Below are 18,270 nucleotides of genomic sequence, written 5' to 3' on the forward strand. Positions count from 1 at the left end.
GTAAATAAAAATATATTTACTAAAAAAAACAGAAGCTTTGTTCGCTCCTGCTTTTCTTTAGTTATGCTACATAATGAACAATTGCCTTATTATAACGACTTAAGAATAATTCAATACGATCCTTCCTTTGTCAATCAGACATTTGATTTCTTGCCCACCCTCAAGCGTGATGGTGTGTAAATCATTTTCCTTGTCGATTTTTGTTGCTGAAACAGATAGATAATCCAGATAACGCGTGATGGTCTCATCAGCTGATTGTGTATATGGTATTTCTCCAAAATAAGAGAAGCGGACGACCTTTTTATTCGCCTCATCGATCATCGCTGTCCCATAATTCGTGCCTGTATCCGTCATAAAATCGATTTGCCAGAATACGGCATCTCCTGAAGTAACCACTTCATAGTTCTGCAGAATGATCATATCACTCTTGAGATTCAGCGCCTGAAACAATTCGATCAGGTTGTTTCTAAGACGATTGACCGTCTCGACCTGACCTGAATCCGTCTGTTCAGATTGTTCATTGTTCGAAAACTGTTGGACTTTCACCAAAGCGTCTTCAATAGAAGTATTTTCCACTGTGGTCACTGAGGATAGGTCCAATGCTTTGCTTTCTTTTGTCGAAAGATGACTAGCTAACAAATTGGGCAGGAAAAACATACCTATACTGAAGAACAGAAAAAAAGCGATGAGCATAATCGGTTTATTTTTCAACAGCTTCCCCTCCTAGTGCAAAATCGATTGTAATCGTTGTTCCTGATCCAACTTTGCTTTCAATCACAAGCAATCCGTCATGCAATTCAACGATTTTTTTTACTAGAGACAAGCCTAAACCTAAGTGATTGCTTGTTCTTGAAGAGTTGCCGGTAAAGAATTCATCCGTTACTTTTTCCAGCAGATCATCAGGTATACCTTTTCCGTTATCTGAAAAACGGATCATGTATCGGTCTTTTTCCGTCCATCCTTCGATTGTCAGCTTTCCATCCTTGCCAATAGCATCCAACGCATTCGATAAAATATTCAACGATAGTAATTTAAAAAGACTTGGATCGATCAAAAGGATAGCAGGCTCAAAGCTGATCGTGTAGGAAAATTCTTGTTCGATCCCCTTTAAGAACCGACTGAGATCATGGACGATTTCTTGGGATGAGACCGGCTGGACAGCAATCTCTGCTTTTTCCAGTTCCATCAACTTCAAGATATCATTGGATAAATGCTTCAGACGATTGCTTTCTTCGAGAATATAATCCACCGATTCTACGGCTGAAGGTTCCAGCTCTTCCCATTTCAGCATTTGTGCGTACCCGATAATAGAGGTCAGCGGTGTACGGACTTCATGAGAAAAACTTGATACGAATAGATCTTGTTTTTCCTTTGCATTTCGGACGATCTCTAAATCATGATTCAATTTATCTGCCATACGATTCAAGTTTTGACTAAGCAGCCCTATCTCATCGTTGGTCTGTACCGAAGCACGCATCTCTGTTTTTCCTTCTGTGATTGCTTGGATCACTTGGATCAGTCGATTGATCGGTTTTAAAATCATACTGGATAAAAAATAAGTGACCGGCAGTATCGCAAGCAGCAGGAAAAACAGAATCGCTCTGAAATAAAAGAGAGAAGCAGTCAAGGTCTGTTCATAGTTTTTAGCTTGATGGTAAGTAACTAAAAAATAATTTGTGTCAGGGATCATTGCTGTCGCATACATGATTTTTTTCTTTTTCTCTGATACCATTTGACTGATTTCGAGTGATTGTTTTGACACTTTTGACGGTAACGCATATTTGTCGAATAATCGCTGATTTGTCGAAAAAACGAGTTCACCCTTTTCATCTAGCAGCTCAAAATCACCACTTTTAGTCGCAGCGATGAACTCACCATTTTTTATCATGCTTTCTTTTTCTTCATTTCCTGTAATTCTTGTAGATAACAGTAGTATGATATTTTTCTGCTGATTCACCATGCTTTCTTTTTCTTGAATAATCGTTTTCTGGTAGATCGCATGCAAGGTGCCTGCACTGATCACGAAATAGATCAGCAAGAAAAATGCTAATAGCGAAAAGAAAACCTTGACGGTATACTTCACTCTTATCCCTCCAATAAATACCCTACACCATAAATCGTTCGCAACTGTTTTCCTAACGCCAGTTTGTTCCTGATTCGCTGGATATGCAGATCAAGTGTTCTTGAATCAGGTTCCCCTTCCTTTCCCCATACTTTTTGATAGATCTTTCCTCGCTCTAGAACGATGCCTTTGTTCTGCACGAAATAAAGAATCAATTCATATTCTTTCGGTGTCAAAGAGATTGTTTCATGATCGATTTCGACAACCTTAGTCGATGGATTTATCGTGAGATTCTTCCATTTGATTTTCCCTTGTGAAGGCACTTTTCCGCTTCGTCTCAAGACTACTTCCACCCGTGCAAGTAACTCTTCCAGATCAAATGGTTTAGTGATGTAATCTTCAGCACCAAGTTTCAATCCATACACTCGGTCATCGATTTGATCCTTCGCTGTCAAAAAAATAACTGGAAGAGCATACTCTTTCATATATTCGAGTAATTCATACCCATTGATCTCCGGTAACATGATATCTAATAAGACTAGATCGAACGCTTCTTCCTCGATAATGTCTGCTGCTTTTTCTCCGGAGAACACTGAACGTACGCAATACCCATTTTTTTCTAGACTTCTTACTAAAAGCTTATTGATGGCTGGATTGTCTTCTACTACTAAGATATTCATTGTCATTCTCCTTTCCTACTACAAAAGAAAACCGGATGATGGATTGATACATGTAAACCAATAAAAGCGAAAAGAAAAAAATAAGCAGAATCAGGTTAAATGACTGTCCATCGATCTGATTGAATACTGTCGCAAAGACTTGAAAGGTCTCTTTGCTGTTTGTGAACACATCTAAACTATTCAATCTTAAAAAACGCCCAAAATAGATCCCGATTGAGTTCAGGAACAAAAGAATGGACCCTACTAATCCAGGATACACGCCAATACCAGTTCTTTCAACGATCAGCCTTGATACGATCAGCAGACTTTCACATCCTAGTATCGTTGTTGGAAAAACAGATAGGATGATCAGCAGCAGTTTATACCAATTTTCGATTTGAGTGCTGATTAACATTGTAGCAGGATCATATGGAGAAAGCAGGGATAAGTGGAACAAATCTGTAAATAAATAAAAATTATTCGGAAAAAACAGCAACCATACGATAGTCATTGGCACAAAAAACAGTTTGCCCCTGATTTCTTTCATCCATACAGATAATTCCACAGGGAGATAGGCTAATATCGTATTCATAAAAAATAAATAAAAGACGCTTTTCCCATTAAAGGAAAAATATAACACCACTAATAATAGTATATAGTAAATTCGTATCATGTTCATTCGCTTTTGGATCATACCATCAACTCCTTGACCTTACTCATACTGTTTACTCCGCCGACTGAGGAGCTGAGTTGCTTGTTTGCGTTTGTCTTTTTTCTTCAGCCGTTGTGTGCGTTGATTGTTCTTCTTTTTTTTCAATCCCAATTCTATCTTCATCTTTCAGTTGGCTGAATACTGCATTGGCAAAATAGACAACTCCGCCAGCGATACTGGATAACAAGCTTAAAATAAGGAGCGTTCGAAAGATTCTTCTCAACATTGCTTTTCTTCTTTCTTATTTTAATTGTCTACTGATTCGTTCGAGTTCTGCCTCAGACATTTTTTGATAAGACGTTCCATTGATCAGTTGTTCTTCTCCCTTCAACTGATCCGTGGTGATGTGGTAAGCCGTTTTGTTCGTTAGATACATTTTGAACAGCTGGTCTAACGGAAGGTTCGTTTTCATATTCTCGCCAAGTATATCTAATATCTTGTCTATCTTCGGTAAGGATTGGACCTTCAAGAGTTTTCCTAGCATGGCTTGTATCACTTTCTGCTGACGGATTTGTCTGCCATAATTACCATTCGGGTCGTCATACCGCATTCGTGACCATGCGAGAGCTTCTTCTGGTGTCAAAGTCAATGTGCCCTTCGGAAAATCAAATTGTTCAAATTGGAAAGCAAAATCATTGTCTACCTCGATATCCCCCACTACTTCCAACAAACTTTCGACGCCTTTCATGTTCATTGCCATATAATAAGGAATCGTTGTGTCCAAAAGTTTTTCGGTCGTCTCAATTGCCATTTCTGGCCCGCCATAAGCATATGCTGCATTCAGTTTGTCTTTTTTGTTTTTCCCTGCAATCTCCACATACGTATCCCGTTCCAGACTGATCAGCTTTCCTGTTTTCTTTTTTGTGTCTACATGCGCGACGATCATTGTATCAGATCGTCCTTGATCCGTTCTTCCAAATTCTCCAGTATCTATTCCCAATAATAAAATATTGCTGACTTCCGGAAAATCCGAAGGTGCATGATTGCTACTCGTATACTTGTGGTTCATATTTGTATTATTTTGCAATGTTGCTTCACTGATATTATCCAATTTCATATATTCATGAAAAACATACACACCAGCGATTACCGTACACGACAAAATAAAAATCATTAATCCTTTGATCATTCGATACATTTAATTTTTCCTCCTTCATGGAACTTGGAAAAAGAATAAGATACAAATCTATCCGATTTGTATCTGAGCTTGCTTTTATGTCTGTTTCGTAAAGACGCGACAAAAAAAACAAGGCCGCTACGCGCTACGTCAGCCACCTTGTTTTCCTTGTTTATCCAATTTTTAAACTAATGTTTCTACTGGACAGGGCGATGGTCATTGCGACCATAGTAATTCTCTGCTGCTGTCGGTTGATCTAAAAGCTCACTGACTGTAACTAGCGCATAGCCTTGGCTTTGCAAGTAATCGATCACTTGCGGCATTGCTGCGATCGTTTCAGGATGGATATCATGGAACAAAAGAATCGCTCCATCATAGACAGTATTCTGAACTTTTTGGAGAATCAGATCAGCATTTCTGGTTTTCCAGTCCTCAGAATCCACTGACCATTCGATGATCGGCCGCTGGATGATCCCTGCCCCGACTGCTGTTACTGAGCCATACGGAGGACGAACATATGCTGGTACTTTCCCCGTTGCTTTTTTGATCTCAGTATCTGCTTTAGTGATTTCTTCACTGATTGCTGCTGGAGATAAAGTAGCTAAGTTCTGATGATCATATGTATGGTTACCGATTTCATTGCCTTCCATTACTTCTTGTTTTACGAGCTGAGGATATTGTGCTGTATTTTCACCTAATACAAAAAAAGTCGCATGGACCTTCTTTTCTTTCAATAATTGTAGTAATTGCGGGGTGGTGGTAGGGTTGGGACCATCATCAAATGTGATCGCTACGCTTTTTCCTGTTTGATCGATTGTCGTATTTTCTTGAGTACTTGTCGTTTTCACTGGCTGTACTGCTATTTTATCTTTTTGCTTGCTGATAGAAGTCATCGGTTCTGAGTGGCTTGTTGAAGCAGAAGTCTTTTTTTTCTGCATTCTTTCTTTTACTTTACTTGTCTGCTGGTCTTTTGTATGCACAGCGGCTAGCAGCGGCTGAAAAGAAAAAACTTCCGTTACAAAAACCCCTAGAAGTAAAAGGCTTCCAATAATTAATAATCTTCTTTTGAACATATGCACTCTTCCCTTACATTTAATGACCAACGTTTGTGACTGATTTTTTATATTTGTAGAGTTATTTATAAAAGAGAATAATATAAATGCGTGCATTCTTCATGATCGTTTGATCTTTTTTTTATTGGATTTTCTTTTTTGGCTTGTAAAAAAGCAAAAAAAGTCCCTGAAAACAACTTTCCTTATTCTATAAAATATGCTATTGCAAAACAAAAAAGCACAGAATCAGTTTCTGTACTCTTTCCCTAAGATATCCAGATCGACAAGTGCATGATCCATCTTCGCAACACGTGGTAGATGGCCCCAGACATCGAAGCCATTTCGTTTGAACAGTGCTTGGCTAGGCTGATTCACGCGAAAGACAAATGCAAGCAGTGTTGTGATCCCTAACGCTGGAAGCTGGCTTTCTGCAAAGGTGATCGCTTTTTGTCCCAATCCGTGTTTTCGAAAATCTGCGTCCACATAAATACTGATCTCAGCTGTGTCCTCATAAGCTGGTCTTCCGTAAAAATCACTTAAGCTGATCCAGCCGACAATCCTTTGATCGATTTGCATGAGCCATAACGGACGAGTTTCCGGGCGATGGGCTTCAAACCACGCTTCCTTAGATTCTACAGTCACTGGTTCCAAGTCTGCAGTAGATAGTCGCGTCGGAATCGATTGGTTGTAGATCTCTACGATGCGCGGCAAGTCTTCACGACGTGCAAAAGAAAATTCCACCATAGTTATGCCTTCTCTCTTTTGATTATGAAGCTTATTATAACACATAGCGTTTGATGAAATCGATATTCTCAAATGATCTATAACCTTAGTGGACTTTCGTATAATTTTGTAAAAGAATATCAGGAAACTCTCGCACATCCGTTATAAGAGTCGAAGCAAACTTGCCTGCCCCGCTTTCGCCATGGAAATCAGATCCGCCAAAACAAGCAAACTTATACTGATCGATAAGTTCTTGAAGAATGTTCTGTTCAAATGTGCGATGTGCCGGATGATATTTTTCGAGACCATCTAAACCAAAAGAAGCAAGCTCAGGAATCAATTCATAGGTCTTGCTTTTTCCTGGACAGCCTAATACCGTCATCCCGTCTCCAATTTTTATTGCCTCGATGACTTCATATACATCTACAAGACACTCATTCGCTCCTTGTAGTAAATCTACAGATTGACTAGGTTTTATAGACCGATCGTCATAGCCTTTTCTTTTCAATACCCGGAAAATATGACAGGGATAAAGAATCAATGGATTTTTTGCAGTATCCCTTACCTCTTCTTCCTTGATCTTATACCCTTGTTTCTGTATGAAACTGAGTTGTCTCAGTGTTTGGTTCGTTCGGGCTGTCAGAAGACTCTCACAAAGCTGTTCTACATACTTTCTGTTGGAAATGTTATAGCCAAGGATCGTTACTGACTGATTTCTTTTCCTATCACGTGCAGGGATTTCGATCCCCTCAATCAGATTGACCGGTGAATCAGAAAATACAGCTTTAGCGGCATCCACTCCGGCAAATGTACATTCATCGACGATCGCTATATGGTTCAGCTTGTGCTTGACCGATAAACGCAAGATCTCTGACGGATCGAAGAATCCATTGGAATAACAACTGTGTATGTGCAGATCCGCCTTCACTTTTTTCTCCTTTCGCTGACATCTGTCAAGTTTTCACTAGATATTTTTTCTTTAATTTAAGCGAGATGATTTCCAGCAACAGGACAATAGCCAAAATCAGATACACGATGACACCTAGCTCCCGAAAATCAAAATAAAACCCGCTAGCCATAACCAGCTGAAATCCTAATCCACCAGCTCCTGCAGCTGCTCCTACCGCAACAGCATTCGTAAAGTTGATCTCAAATCGAAGAAATGTCCAAGACAGGATAGTCGTCAAACAGGAAGGGAAAACAGCTTGGAAAACAATATGCCACCAGCTGCCTCCGCATGCTCGCAATGCCTCGATCACGCCTTCGTCGATTTCTTCGATACTTTCAGCGTATACTTTTGTCAGATAAGCTACACCATGGAAAGCCATCCCAATCACCGCTGCATTCGAGCCGAGACCAATCAAAATCGAGAAAATCATCACCCAAAGAATCGTAGGTACAGCTCGGATAAAAGACATAAACATCCTGATCCCTTGAGAAAAAAGACCATTTCCTAAATTCCTAGCAACAAAAAGACTGAAGAAGAACGCAACGAATGAGCTGATGATCGTAGTTAGAACAGAAAGAGCGATCGTCACACTCAATGCTTGTAGTAATACAGAAAAAGCAACTCTTCCGGATAATTGTGGACGCGCAAATACCTGGAATATACTGGAAAAAAACTGTCTCACTGCATCGAAAAGCACCGTACTGCCGTAGTCCATATTTATCAATGTATACACAGTGATACTGAACAAAAGCAAAACGATCCCCCAGGAGATGACTCGATCACGTTTCCAAAGTCTGGTTTTTATCTTTCTTCTCGCTGTATCAGCAGTAGAAAATACAATCGTTTCATTCGAACTATTCTCTGGTTTATTCGTCTGGTATTCCATCATTTAACGAATCGCCCTCCTAACTCTCACTGATAGCAGTTCCAAAAGAATCACTACAGAAATAATCGTGAACGTAATCATCCCCACTACATCATACTGGAATTTCTTATAATAAAAATCAAACAGAAAACCGATCCCTGTCCCCGTCAAAATCCCGACAAGCGTTGCATCACGAATATTGTTTTCGATTAAGAACAAGAGCCAGCTGAACAATTGATTGCGGCACATCGGCAAAACGCCCTGAAAGACTATTGCTGAATAAGAAGCGCCCGCCGCTATCATGACTTCGATGATACTGGCCGCTGTCTCATCGATTGTTTCTATGAAGGAGCGAGTCAAATAACCGAAAGTAGTAAAAGTGATTGCTAAATACCCCGTAAATTCATTCTGCTTGAAGCTCAATAACAGTAACATTGCCCATACAACCACGGGGATATTCCGGAAAAAGCTCGCAAACCCTCGAACGAGTACTTTGCTTACCGCATTCACTCCGGTTACCTGCGAGCCAAGGACGGCTGCTGCCAATGCAAGAAAAGCACCTGTTGAAGTAGCTGCAACAGACATGAGTATCGTCTCACTCATTCTTGTGATGATATTTGGCAAATAATGCATCGAATCATTTGTCGGGACAAAATTGGTAAACAACCAGACAAAGCTTCTGGGAATCGCTGACATAGACATCATCCCCTGGAAACCAACCATTTCTGCTGATAGAAGATAAGCGCCTACAATCAAAAGAATAAAGCATACATTCATCATTTTGCGCTGCTGTAAAGCATTTTTAGGATAAAATCGTTTATACATTTTCAGTCCCCTCACACGAATAATTCTGTTGATTGATAGATTTGGACAATTCTTTCTTCCGTCAGTTCTTCTGCTTCTCCTGAAAAAGTCACTCTGCCGTGATTGATCCCGATGATTCGATCCGAGTAATCGATGGCAGTATTGACTTGATGCAGATTGACTAAACACGCGATGTTCATCTCTTCATTGATTTTTTTCAAGTAATCCAGGATCATTTTTGCCGATTTCGGATCCAAAGAAGCAATGGGCTCATCACACAAGATCAGTTTAGGCTGTTGCATCAATGCTCGGGCAATCCCAACACGCTGCTTTTGTCCGCCACTCAATTCGTCACAGCGGGAATAAGCAAATTCTGTCAGTCCGACTTTGTCAAGAAGGTCGAATGCGCGCTCTTTTTCTTCCTTGCTATAGATTCCAGCTACTCCATTGAACCATGATTTATATCCCAAACAGCCATGCAGGACATTTTCGATTGCGGTCAATCGGCTGACTAAGTTATAATGCTGAAAAACCATGCCTATCCCTCTTCTTTGTTCCCGAAGTTCTTTTGCTTTCAACCTGGTCATCTCTGCGCCTTCAAACCTAATAGAACCCTCATCGATCGAAATCAGCTGATTGATTGCTCTTAAAATTGTCGATTTCCCAGCACCAGAAGGACCGATGACAGAAACGAATTCTCCTTTTTCAAGTGCAAACGAGACATCAGCCAATGCGCGATTACCGTTATTGTATTTTTTTGAAATATTTTTTACTTCTAACAACATTCACTTGTCCTTTCTGGCTTTCAACTGCCCATTTCCCTGATTTCATCATAGAAATCATCCGTGACTTCGACATACTGTTCGTTTCCTTCTTTGCTGAACATCCCGATTTGCTTTGACTCTTTTGGCGCAAAAATTTTTTCATTACGAGCGACTTCTTCTGCCCTTAAAGCCGCTGAGATCTTTGAGATCGTCTCCTTATTCAGGTTTTCTTTATTAGCCGCTATCGGTCCATTCAGCACGGGGGTTGAGAGGATCACCCTGAATTTTTCTCCGCGTACAGTGTCAAATGGAGCTTCAGCGTCCTTCTTCACTTCATAAAGTACACCTGTCCGATTTTCCTCGCCTTCCACCACGTCTACATATTGCGGCATATTCATGAAAGCTGCGGCATCTGCATCTCCTCTTAACAAGTTGACCATCGCACCTTGATGCGAGCCGCCGAATAGTACTTTCTCAAAAAAATCGCCATCCATGATCAATCCATCGGAACTCTTTATATCAAAATGCTCAGAAATCACATGACTTGGTACTTTGAAACCCGAAGTCGAAGTATTTGTCACAAAAGAGATCGTTTTTCCTCTGATTGGTTCGATCGTATAGCGATTTCCCTTTGTTTCGTAAGCTTTACTGTCCTTTTCCCTGACTGCTAAAAAGCTGTAATAGAGTGCATCTTCCAATGTGCCGCTCGGACCTGAATTAGTCAGGATTGCTTGTACTTGGCTGTTTTTCTTATTTGCTTCGATATATCCTTCTGCACCCATGTAAGCCAGATCCACTTGTCCGTTCACGATGGATTCCACCACGACGTTATAGTCGGTGCTCGTTACGATCTCTACGTCTCTTTCTATCGCTTTTTGAAGGATATCCTTGATTTCTTCTCTTGCGTGCTCGAATTCTGCCGCTGATTCATTCGGATAAAAAGCGATTTTCAGCGGACTCCCCCCTTCATCATTCTTCATTTGCTCACCGCTGACTTGAGAATTCCCTGATAAACTGCACCCTGATAAGGAAAATACTCCTATCACTAATAATATACGGATAAACCGCTTGATTATTTTTTTATTTTCAATCATTTTTTCGCTCCTTCGAATTATTTGATACATTTTTTATTATACAGAGAGATTGTAAAGTTCTGATCGATATCCTTCTTTATTCAAATAAACTTTGTAAAATCTATGTAAAGCTGTTTTTTCGTATTCCAATGAAGAAAAGTCGTACATCCCCGGGTTGTAAAAGAATAAGGCCATTTTTTCAAAGCATGGAATTTATCAAAGCTTTACACAAGCAGATGATTAGAATCTAATTGCCAACACAAAAAAGAAAATGCCGAGACATTTTCTTCCTGTTTGTCTTTATCATTTTTAAAATAATTGTCGTGCTAACTCCCGATCATGCTCGACTAGTTCATTGATTTTCGTTTCGATCTCTTTTGCCAGAGCAGAGAATTCTGCTGAAAGCTGCTTGATCTTGAAGATCTTTTCTCGGAATTCTTGCGTGGGTTCATCAACGATCGTCTGCTTGGTACACCCCACTTCTCGCAGGGCCTCGAGCATTTCGTTCTGAGATAATAGCGGGGTATGTCTGCGGACCATCGCAAGGCCATCTGTCCACAGCTGTTCCAAGTCCCTGATCCCACGTTGGTAAATGACTAGCACTTGTTCCATGGCTTGATCGAAGACGGAAGCTGCATGTTTCACGATCATCAGTGCCTGCTGATCGTCCAAATAGATCTGTTCATTGGTCGACAGTCCGCCACTGCTTGCTGTGAATCTTTTCCGCCAAGTCACCAGCTTGGAGAAAGCACTGATTTGCAGCTGGAGCCATTTGTTTTCTTCTTTCAATTGAGTGATCCTATCCTTCTCCCACTGATTTTTCTCACCATATGTCTCCACTTGACGGATCATTGCTTTGTTTTTGATGATTTGCTGAGCAAGCAAAGTCTGTTCGAGGCCGATCCCTCCATGCTGGTCGGAATAGATGACGATATCGCCATATTTATCGATGTAATTCCCGCTTTTGTCGAGATCGAACTGACTCAGATCGTGCCCATAGTTTTTCCATCCGGCGTTGTCGATCCCGAAACTGTGGAAAGGCAATCGGCCTTTCCCGCCAGTCAGCCAGTCGCTGGTCACGATGTCTGAAGTGTCATACAGATTGATGAGCTGCCCTTCATAATTCTTGAGCTGGTTCTCACTAAGGCCTGGGCCTGCCGCAGCATATGTAAATCCGTGATAGCCTTTTAAAACAGCGACATAGCTCGCCTGTGCTCCACCTAAGGAATGACCGGTCGTGGAAATGGTGAAGCCGTCTTTGACAGAATAGGTCTTTTCGATTGCATCGGCATACGCTAAAGCCGATTGGAAAGCACCGTTGTCGTGTTTGTCCTCGAAGCCGACTTCTCGGATGTTCGTCTTCCAGTCCTGCCAGTTTTTAGTGCCTGCGTAAGCGATGGTCAGTTCTTTTTTGATGACGGATTTTGGGTAGCCTACTTGCTTTTTCAAATCAGCCTCATCATAACCTTTATATTTGTCTTCGATTTCGGCCACGACCATAGCCTGCATACTGTTTTTCTTTGGTATTTTTTCTTTTCCAATCGTATGTTTGTCGGTGTCGATGACATCGATAACAAGATATTTATCCTCAACGATTTTTTCGTCAACCTTTAATTTCCCCGTTCCAACGCCATATACCGCTTTAGAGAATTCTTTGTTTTGGTCCATCACTTGACTCCCTTGTCATAATAGATAATGTTTTCTTCTGGCATTTTTTCATCCGTCGAAGAAGTTTTTTTAGTTAGTACATATGAATTCCTAGTATTTCCAGTATTAAAGGAATATAACCACTTATTCGTTTCGGCCGATCTCGTATCTAGCGTAGTTTCATCCGGGTAAACATCATTGATGATAAATCCAACTACCAATCCTTTCATCGGACCTACAGAAAAACCTGTAAATTCTATTTTTTCGATGTTAAAATATTGTCTAGCGTTTTTTAAACTCTCTAAATATTCATCATCTGTTATTGTTCCATTACCACCATTATATTTCTTATCTGCTTCAGCGATTTTTTCCTTATTTTTTGTATAAATTTCATAATGATTATACAAATAATTTGCCAGATCGGTTTGAATGGTACGCAGTTCTTCGTTGTCTTTTTCTCTTTTGTCCATCAATATTTTCCCTCCTATGCTCAGTACAATGACGACCATGAGTCCTCTGAAAATGATTTTTTTCATGCTTGCTCCTTACTACTTGCTTTTTAAAAGAAAACGCTTTATAGAGATTGTACCACGGGTCTATCAGTGAAAAAAACAGCATTTTGCTTACTTTTCCTAGCTTGAGACTAATTCTGTTATGTATGTTGAGACGCGTATACAAAAAAATAAACAGAGGCAAGGGCTCGTTATTTTTTGGCAGAACACAATTGTTATGTCTTTAGATTTGATTAAATTTTTTCATGGCTTGGTTGGAGTCTCGACCATAGCTTGCAATTTGTTCACTTTATTAAGTGATACGAATTCAAACAAAAACAGACACTCCAACTCTTGAAAAGCATAAGTGGAAATGTCTGTTTTATTACTCTTATTAAGCGTTCGCTTTCATGATAATCGAAACCAGCTCTGCTCTCAAATCCAGCCATTCTTTTTCGGTCTGGCTGAACAATTCCGGATTCATTCGATGACTGTCCGACATCCAGTTCTCTGATTTTTCATTACCTAAAAAATCAACTAAAAGTCTTTCGGTTTGAGATTTATCTACTTTTTCGGCTTCTTTCAGCAGATAATAATCTTCAATCCCTCGATATAGCTGTTTATATCTTAAAGACAGGAACAATTCACCTGAAAAAGACGGATAGACGAGACATAGATCGCCGATAGGAAGTGAGCTTGTATTGTATCGGATATCTGCTCTGGCATTCTCAGGCCAGCAATTATATGCCCATCTCAGCATGCCATCTGTTTTGAAATAATAGGCTAACACTCCTTGCATTCGGCTTTCGAGTAACGGACTATGCAAAAAAGTATTCGGTTTATCTGGATAATTGCATATATAGTATTGTGTTTTGCCCGAAAACTGTTGATTTAATCGTTCATGATTCTTAGAAGTACAATAAAATGAAGTGACTGGAAAATCGATTTCAGATAACAGTGCATCTAACACAGGTTCCTTATCGAAAGCGACTTTCAACTGTATTGAAGGATCGATTTCCTTCAATCGTGCAACAGCGGTTCGAAACATTTCGATTTCATGCGCTTTTGGCTCATCCGCTATGATGCGTACGCGTTCCCAAAGATTTTTTTCTTTGAAATAATGGAATACTTGTTCCAAGTAATCCACTATTTCTTCCTTTTTCTCAATGAAAGCAAATTTCTTCGTTCCTTCATCATAATAACGAATCACCAATTTTTCTGGGTGCTCCACCGCTTGATTCAATGGAAAAAAAGGCGGTTGCCACACACCTAAAAGACCAAACAGATCGATTTCCTTCTCGATTCCAGCATGAAAGAAACAAGCAAGATATCTTTCTAAGATCGTAAAATCACATTGGATTTTTTTCTCTTTTGTTTTTGTTACTCGAACCATTGAATATTCATAAAGATTCGCTGGGAAATCTTTGACGATATAATTGAACCAGCCCTTCCACGGGATTTCTCCTGCGATGACAGTAATACTTTTTTGCCCCAATAATGCTAGGCTTTCTGCCATCTTCCTTATCAAATCGAAATGCTGGTCACTCCAAAGAGGAACTTTGAACGTTCGAGCCAAGTTTGAAGGCTGTTGCCAGATATCCAAATGGAAAGAATCAGTGACTGAATCGCTAAAGGCATACGTTTCTACGACGACTTCGATTCTTTTTTGGCAAATTAGCTCATCTTCCGTCGTGATCCCTTCTCGATAAACGCAGATGCTCAGTTCATAGCTGCCAGGTTTTTGCTGTTTGTCTATAGGGAGTTCGACATAGACAGGAGCAAAACGGTCACCAGGATAAGTATGCGCCCTTTCTTCGATCAGTTTGTCTCCATAGTAGCTATCGTTTGCTCCACAGTAATAATCGACAAAGCGTGCTTTGGTCAATAACTCAGATTCAAGCTGTATCCGGTAGATCGGCTGTTCGATTTCATCTGGAATTGAAAATTGATCATCTAATAAATAATGGTTCTTTTTCCCATCATGCAGCAAAAGCTGAAAAGCTCCTGTACTGTTTCGATAAACAGATAACTTGTCTAATTCTTCAGGAAAGTCCGCATGTAACTCAGTCGATGGTTTATAACTTTCATTCGTTATCCATATCTTCATAATCAGCTCTCCTGTTCTCTTTCCTTTTGCGGTAATGCTAACTCTTCAAGAAGATCTTTTAATTGCCCGCTAGAAAATTTTTCTGGCGAAAGCTCATACAATTGAGCAAAGGACAATAATTTGATGATCTTATAGGTGCTTTTGTCTGTCAAAAATGGCAGATTCCGTAGCAGTTTTTTTCTATTCATTTTGACAGCAAACAATTCTTTGATTGGCACTTGCCAAATATCTGTATATATCTGCTTCATTTCTTTTTCTTCCAGCCAGTTGATTTCTAGCCACTCGATACATAAGTCGAACCATTCAGCAAAACGCGGGTCGATCATTTCCTCGCTATTCCCGCTCCATTTGTTGCCTAATGAAAGTCCATGCTTTCCTTTTTGAAAAATATGAGCTTCAAACGGAACTTCATTTTCTTCTAGAGCGCGTAAATAAAGAAGAGAATTTTCGATGGGTACCACATTATCTTCAAAAGTAGAAAACAGAAAGGTCGGCGGAGATTGCGGTGTCACGCAAGTATCCAATGAAGGTGCAGTGATTTTCATGACTTTTGCAAATGAATCAAGAATGGCTGGATAACCTAAAATACACAAACTAGGTTTCACTTCTCCTAATGTAGATAGCGCTGCTGCTAAATGTCCACCTGCGGAAAAACCGATCACTGCGATTCTTTCACTGTCGATTTTTGCGTTTACTGATAATTCTTCAATGATTCTCATACTTTTATGTGCATCTGCTAGTGACTCTTCAAAGCTTCGGAATTCCCCGACATGATAGCGCAAAACTCCTGCATGATAACCTTCTGCTGCAAATTTTAGCGCAATTGGTTCAGCTTCTCTTTCACTGCAAAATCCATAGCCGCCTCCAGGAATCACCAGCAAAAAAGGACGTTTATCGATTCGCTGATATTCTTTTTTCTCTTCGTGAAGATAAATAGTCAGGCTCGTGTCAGCTTTGGGATCAAGGATGATTTTCTCCATGTGCATAGCAGTTACTCCCCTTCTCTCGTCCCGTTATCTTTGATCAACTGCTGGTACCAGTAAAAGCTGTCTTTTTTATAGCGATTCATCGTTCCTAATTCTGTATCCGTCCGGTCGACATAAATAAACCCATAACGCTTCTGGATCCCTTCATGCGTACTGATCAGATCGATCGCACTCCACGGACAATATCCGATCACTTCCACACCATCTTCCATCGCAAGTCTCATTTGTTCGATATGCTGTTTCAGATAATCGATTCGATAACCATCATGAATCTTGTATTCATCCGTTAGTTTGTCTTTTGCACCAATTCCGTTTTCAGTGACTAACAGCGGCAAACGATAGCGGGAATAAATTTCGTTCAAGGTATATCTGAAACCTTCTGGATCGATTGGCCAACCAAATTCAGTCATCGGCAAATGACTATTCTCTGTAACTTGGAAAAATCCGGGGATACCAAAGCCAGACTGCTGATCGATTCTACTCTCTTTTTCATAATAAGCAGAGACTGTCATCGTATTATAATAATTGAATGCGATGTAATCACACGTTCCTTCTTGTAGAATCTGTCTATCTTCTTTGGTTACTTCCGGGCAAGCCCCAATTTTGGATAAGATGTGCCAAGCATTGTGATTGTATCGTCCATAAACAGCTACGTCTAAAAACAGCCAATTCCGCAAGGCACTCATATTCAATGCAGCTAACTGATCTTCAGGTCTGTCAGAAGCTGCGTACACACTGGCAATGTTAGGAGCTGGCCCAATCAATCCAGGATAATGTCCTTCATGATAATTTTTCGTCACTAATGCTTGTGCAACGAGCATATGGTGGTTTTCCTGGAATTTTTCTTTCATTGTCTTGTTGCTCGTTCCAATGACCGAACCGGCAAGTGCCATGACGTTTTGTTCATTGATTGTTTGCCAGTATTTTACTTGATCGCCGAATGTCTCAAACAGCAGCTGACAATATTCTGCGAATGCTTGAATCGTTTCTCTATTTTCCCATCCACCATTTTCGTAGATCTCATAAGGAAGGTCAAAATGGAACACAGTGACGACAGGCTCTATTTCATTTTGCTTCAGTAGATCGATCAGCTTTTTGTAAAAATCCAGACCTTTGGGATTCACTTTTCCTTTTGACATAACGCGACTCCATGAAATCGAAAAGCGGTACGCCTTCAATCCTAATTCTTTGAATAACCGAACATCTTCTACAAATCGACGATAATGATCGACTGCTATTTTGAAATCACTAGTACCTGATGGAATCTCCTTCTTATCTTGGACGGAAGGGGTTTTTCCATCTTCGTTCCAAGCTCCTTCTGTTTGATAGGCGCTTGTAGAAGCTCCCCATAGAAAATCAGTTGGAAATTTCATTGATTTCTGCTCCTTTCGCTGCGCCGATCAGATTAGCATCTGATTGGAACGCAGCAGCTCTTATTGTTATTTTGGGTATCGTTTGCTTGATCATCGGGGAGAGCGAAAAAATCGCCTCGTAACTTTTCTGTATGTCATCAATCAGCTGTGGTTGTTGGCTGATCCCACCTCCAATGATCATTTTTTCCAAATCAAGCAGACATTGCAGATTGAAACACAAGATCGCTGCTTGGTTACAGTACTGTTTGTACAGTTTATTCGCAGCTTCATTCCCAGACAGATAGAGCATCTCGAATACTTGTCTGCCGTCTTCTTCACATTGCAATAAAGCTGCAAGCTCCTTTACTAAACGAACAGCAGATAAATGGATACCAACAAATGATTCCGGTCCTTGAACTGCACGATCTTGGATAAGAAAACTCACCTCTCCGGCTTGACAATGCGGTCCTTTTCTTATTTTCCCTTCCAATAAAAGCCCGACACCTACTCCAGTCCCTAAAATGATACCGGCACCATTTGTAGTGTTTTTCAGATTTCCGTACCATGTCTCCCCTAAAACCGCAGCTTTTGCATCATTTTCTACAAATACTGGAAGCTCGATCTCTTCTTCCAACTGTTTTTTCAAATTGACTTTATCCAAACACGCAACCGCTCCACCAAAAAAGACAGTTCCAGTCTCTGTGACAGCACCAGGTACAGCGATCGCCACTGCCTGGATATCTGTCAGCTGTTGATAGGATCGGATAAGATCTGTCAAGAAGAGGATGAACGATTTGTTCTCCGTTTGAGGCGTTGGTACTTGTCTTTTTTCCTTTACAGTCGTATTTCTTACCAAAGCAGATTTCACATAAGTACCGCCGATATCTATGCTCAATGTCCACATACG

19 protein-coding genes are annotated in these 18,270 nt (G+C 40.3%); all 19 read right to left on the bottom strand.

The annotated features are described in order from the left end of the window. Nucleotides 1–99 precede the first annotated feature (99 nt). The gene (locus tag G7Y42_RS06655; protein ID WP_165004591.1) at nt 100–711 is read right to left on the bottom strand and encodes a hypothetical protein; all 612 of its coding nucleotides are present in this window, start codon (nt 709–711) and stop codon (nt 100–102) included. Beyond that, nucleotides 701–2,083, bottom strand: a complete 1,383-nt coding sequence (locus G7Y42_RS06660) for a HAMP domain-containing sensor histidine kinase (protein ID WP_241161922.1) — start codon at nt 2,081–2,083, stop codon at nt 701–703. The genes G7Y42_RS06655 and G7Y42_RS06660 overlap by 11 nt, the downstream gene beginning before the upstream one ends. A gap of 2 nt (nt 2,084–2,085) precedes the next feature. Then, a complete protein-coding gene (locus G7Y42_RS06665; protein WP_165004588.1) occupies nt 2,086–2,742 on the bottom strand; it encodes a response regulator transcription factor in 657 nt (218 codons plus the stop codon). After that, nucleotides 2,702–3,415, bottom strand: coding sequence for a DUF1361 domain-containing protein (locus G7Y42_RS06670; RefSeq protein ID WP_165004586.1), 714 nt, complete (start codon nt 3,413–3,415; stop codon nt 2,702–2,704). Before G7Y42_RS06670 ends, G7Y42_RS06665 begins: the two co-directional genes overlap by 41 nt. Before the next feature lie 31 nt (nt 3,416–3,446). Next, the gene (locus tag G7Y42_RS06675; protein WP_165004584.1) at nt 3,447–3,659 is read right to left on the bottom strand and encodes a hypothetical protein; all 213 of its coding nucleotides are present in this window, start codon (nt 3,657–3,659) and stop codon (nt 3,447–3,449) included. Nucleotides 3,660–3,674: 15 nt separating this feature from the next. Beyond that, nucleotides 3,675–4,571: an LCP family protein gene (locus G7Y42_RS06680; RefSeq protein WP_165004582.1), complete on the bottom strand. Its 897-nt coding sequence runs from the start codon at nt 4,569–4,571 to the stop codon at nt 3,675–3,677. A gap of 176 nt (nt 4,572–4,747) precedes the next feature. Then, entirely contained in the window at nt 4,748–5,623 is an 876-nt protein-coding gene (locus G7Y42_RS06685; RefSeq protein ID WP_165004580.1) for a polysaccharide deacetylase family protein, read from the bottom strand. A gap of 225 nt (nt 5,624–5,848) precedes the next feature. Next, a complete protein-coding gene (locus G7Y42_RS06690; protein WP_165004578.1) occupies nt 5,849–6,346 on the bottom strand; it encodes a GNAT family N-acetyltransferase in 498 nt (165 codons plus the stop codon). A gap of 85 nt (nt 6,347–6,431) precedes the next feature. Further along, nucleotides 6,432–7,253: a histidinol-phosphatase gene (locus G7Y42_RS06695; RefSeq protein WP_165004576.1), complete on the bottom strand. Its 822-nt coding sequence runs from the start codon at nt 7,251–7,253 to the stop codon at nt 6,432–6,434. Between the two features lie 25 nt (nt 7,254–7,278). After that, nucleotides 7,279–8,163, bottom strand: a complete 885-nt coding sequence (locus tag G7Y42_RS06700) for an ABC transporter permease subunit (RefSeq protein ID WP_165004574.1) — start codon at nt 8,161–8,163, stop codon at nt 7,279–7,281. Continuing rightward, the gene (locus G7Y42_RS06705; RefSeq protein WP_206215441.1) at nt 8,164–8,964 is read right to left on the bottom strand and encodes an ABC transporter permease subunit; all 801 of its coding nucleotides are present in this window, start codon (nt 8,962–8,964) and stop codon (nt 8,164–8,166) included. 11 nt (nt 8,965–8,975) lie between these two features. Beyond that, on the bottom strand, nt 8,976–9,728 hold the full coding sequence (gene phnC / locus G7Y42_RS06710; RefSeq protein WP_165004572.1) for a phosphonate ABC transporter ATP-binding protein: 753 nt from the start codon (nt 9,726–9,728) through the stop codon (nt 8,976–8,978). A 20-nt stretch (nt 9,729–9,748) separates the two neighbouring features. Next, complete coding sequence (locus tag G7Y42_RS06715; RefSeq protein WP_165004570.1) at nt 9,749–10,801, bottom strand: phosphate/phosphite/phosphonate ABC transporter substrate-binding protein; 1,053 nt, start codon at nt 10,799–10,801, stop codon at nt 9,749–9,751. A 288-nt stretch (nt 10,802–11,089) separates the two neighbouring features. Beyond that, entirely contained in the window at nt 11,090–12,448 is a 1,359-nt protein-coding gene (locus G7Y42_RS06720; protein ID WP_165004568.1) for a DUF2974 domain-containing protein, read from the bottom strand. Continuing rightward, nucleotides 12,448–12,963 (bottom strand): hypothetical protein, encoded by a 516-nt coding sequence (locus G7Y42_RS06725; RefSeq protein ID WP_165004566.1) that lies wholly within the window; start codon nt 12,961–12,963, stop codon nt 12,448–12,450. The genes G7Y42_RS06720 and G7Y42_RS06725 overlap by 1 nt, the downstream gene beginning before the upstream one ends. 349 nt (nt 12,964–13,312) lie before the next feature. Beyond that, nucleotides 13,313–15,025 carry a DUF4091 domain-containing protein gene (locus G7Y42_RS06730; RefSeq protein WP_165004564.1) on the bottom strand — a complete coding sequence of 571 codons (1,713 nt, stop codon included), beginning with the start codon at nt 15,023–15,025 and terminating at the stop codon, nt 13,313–13,315. A gap of 2 nt (nt 15,026–15,027) precedes the next feature. Next, complete coding sequence (locus tag G7Y42_RS06735; RefSeq protein ID WP_165004562.1) at nt 15,028–16,011, bottom strand: alpha/beta hydrolase; 984 nt, start codon at nt 16,009–16,011, stop codon at nt 15,028–15,030. A 5-nt stretch (nt 16,012–16,016) separates the two neighbouring features. Next, the gene (locus G7Y42_RS06740; protein WP_165004560.1) at nt 16,017–17,384 is read right to left on the bottom strand and encodes a glycoside hydrolase family 1 protein; all 1,368 of its coding nucleotides are present in this window, start codon (nt 17,382–17,384) and stop codon (nt 16,017–16,019) included. Then, nucleotides 17,368–18,267 (bottom strand): ROK family protein, encoded by a 900-nt coding sequence (locus G7Y42_RS06745; RefSeq protein WP_165004558.1) that lies wholly within the window; start codon nt 18,265–18,267, stop codon nt 17,368–17,370. Before G7Y42_RS06745 ends, G7Y42_RS06740 begins: the two co-directional genes overlap by 17 nt. Nucleotides 18,268–18,270 lie beyond the last annotated feature (3 nt).

The sequence above is a fragment of the Enterococcus sp. ZJ1622 genome, assembly GCF_011038845.1.
Classification (GTDB): domain Bacteria; phylum Bacillota; class Bacilli; order Lactobacillales; family Enterococcaceae; genus Enterococcus_B.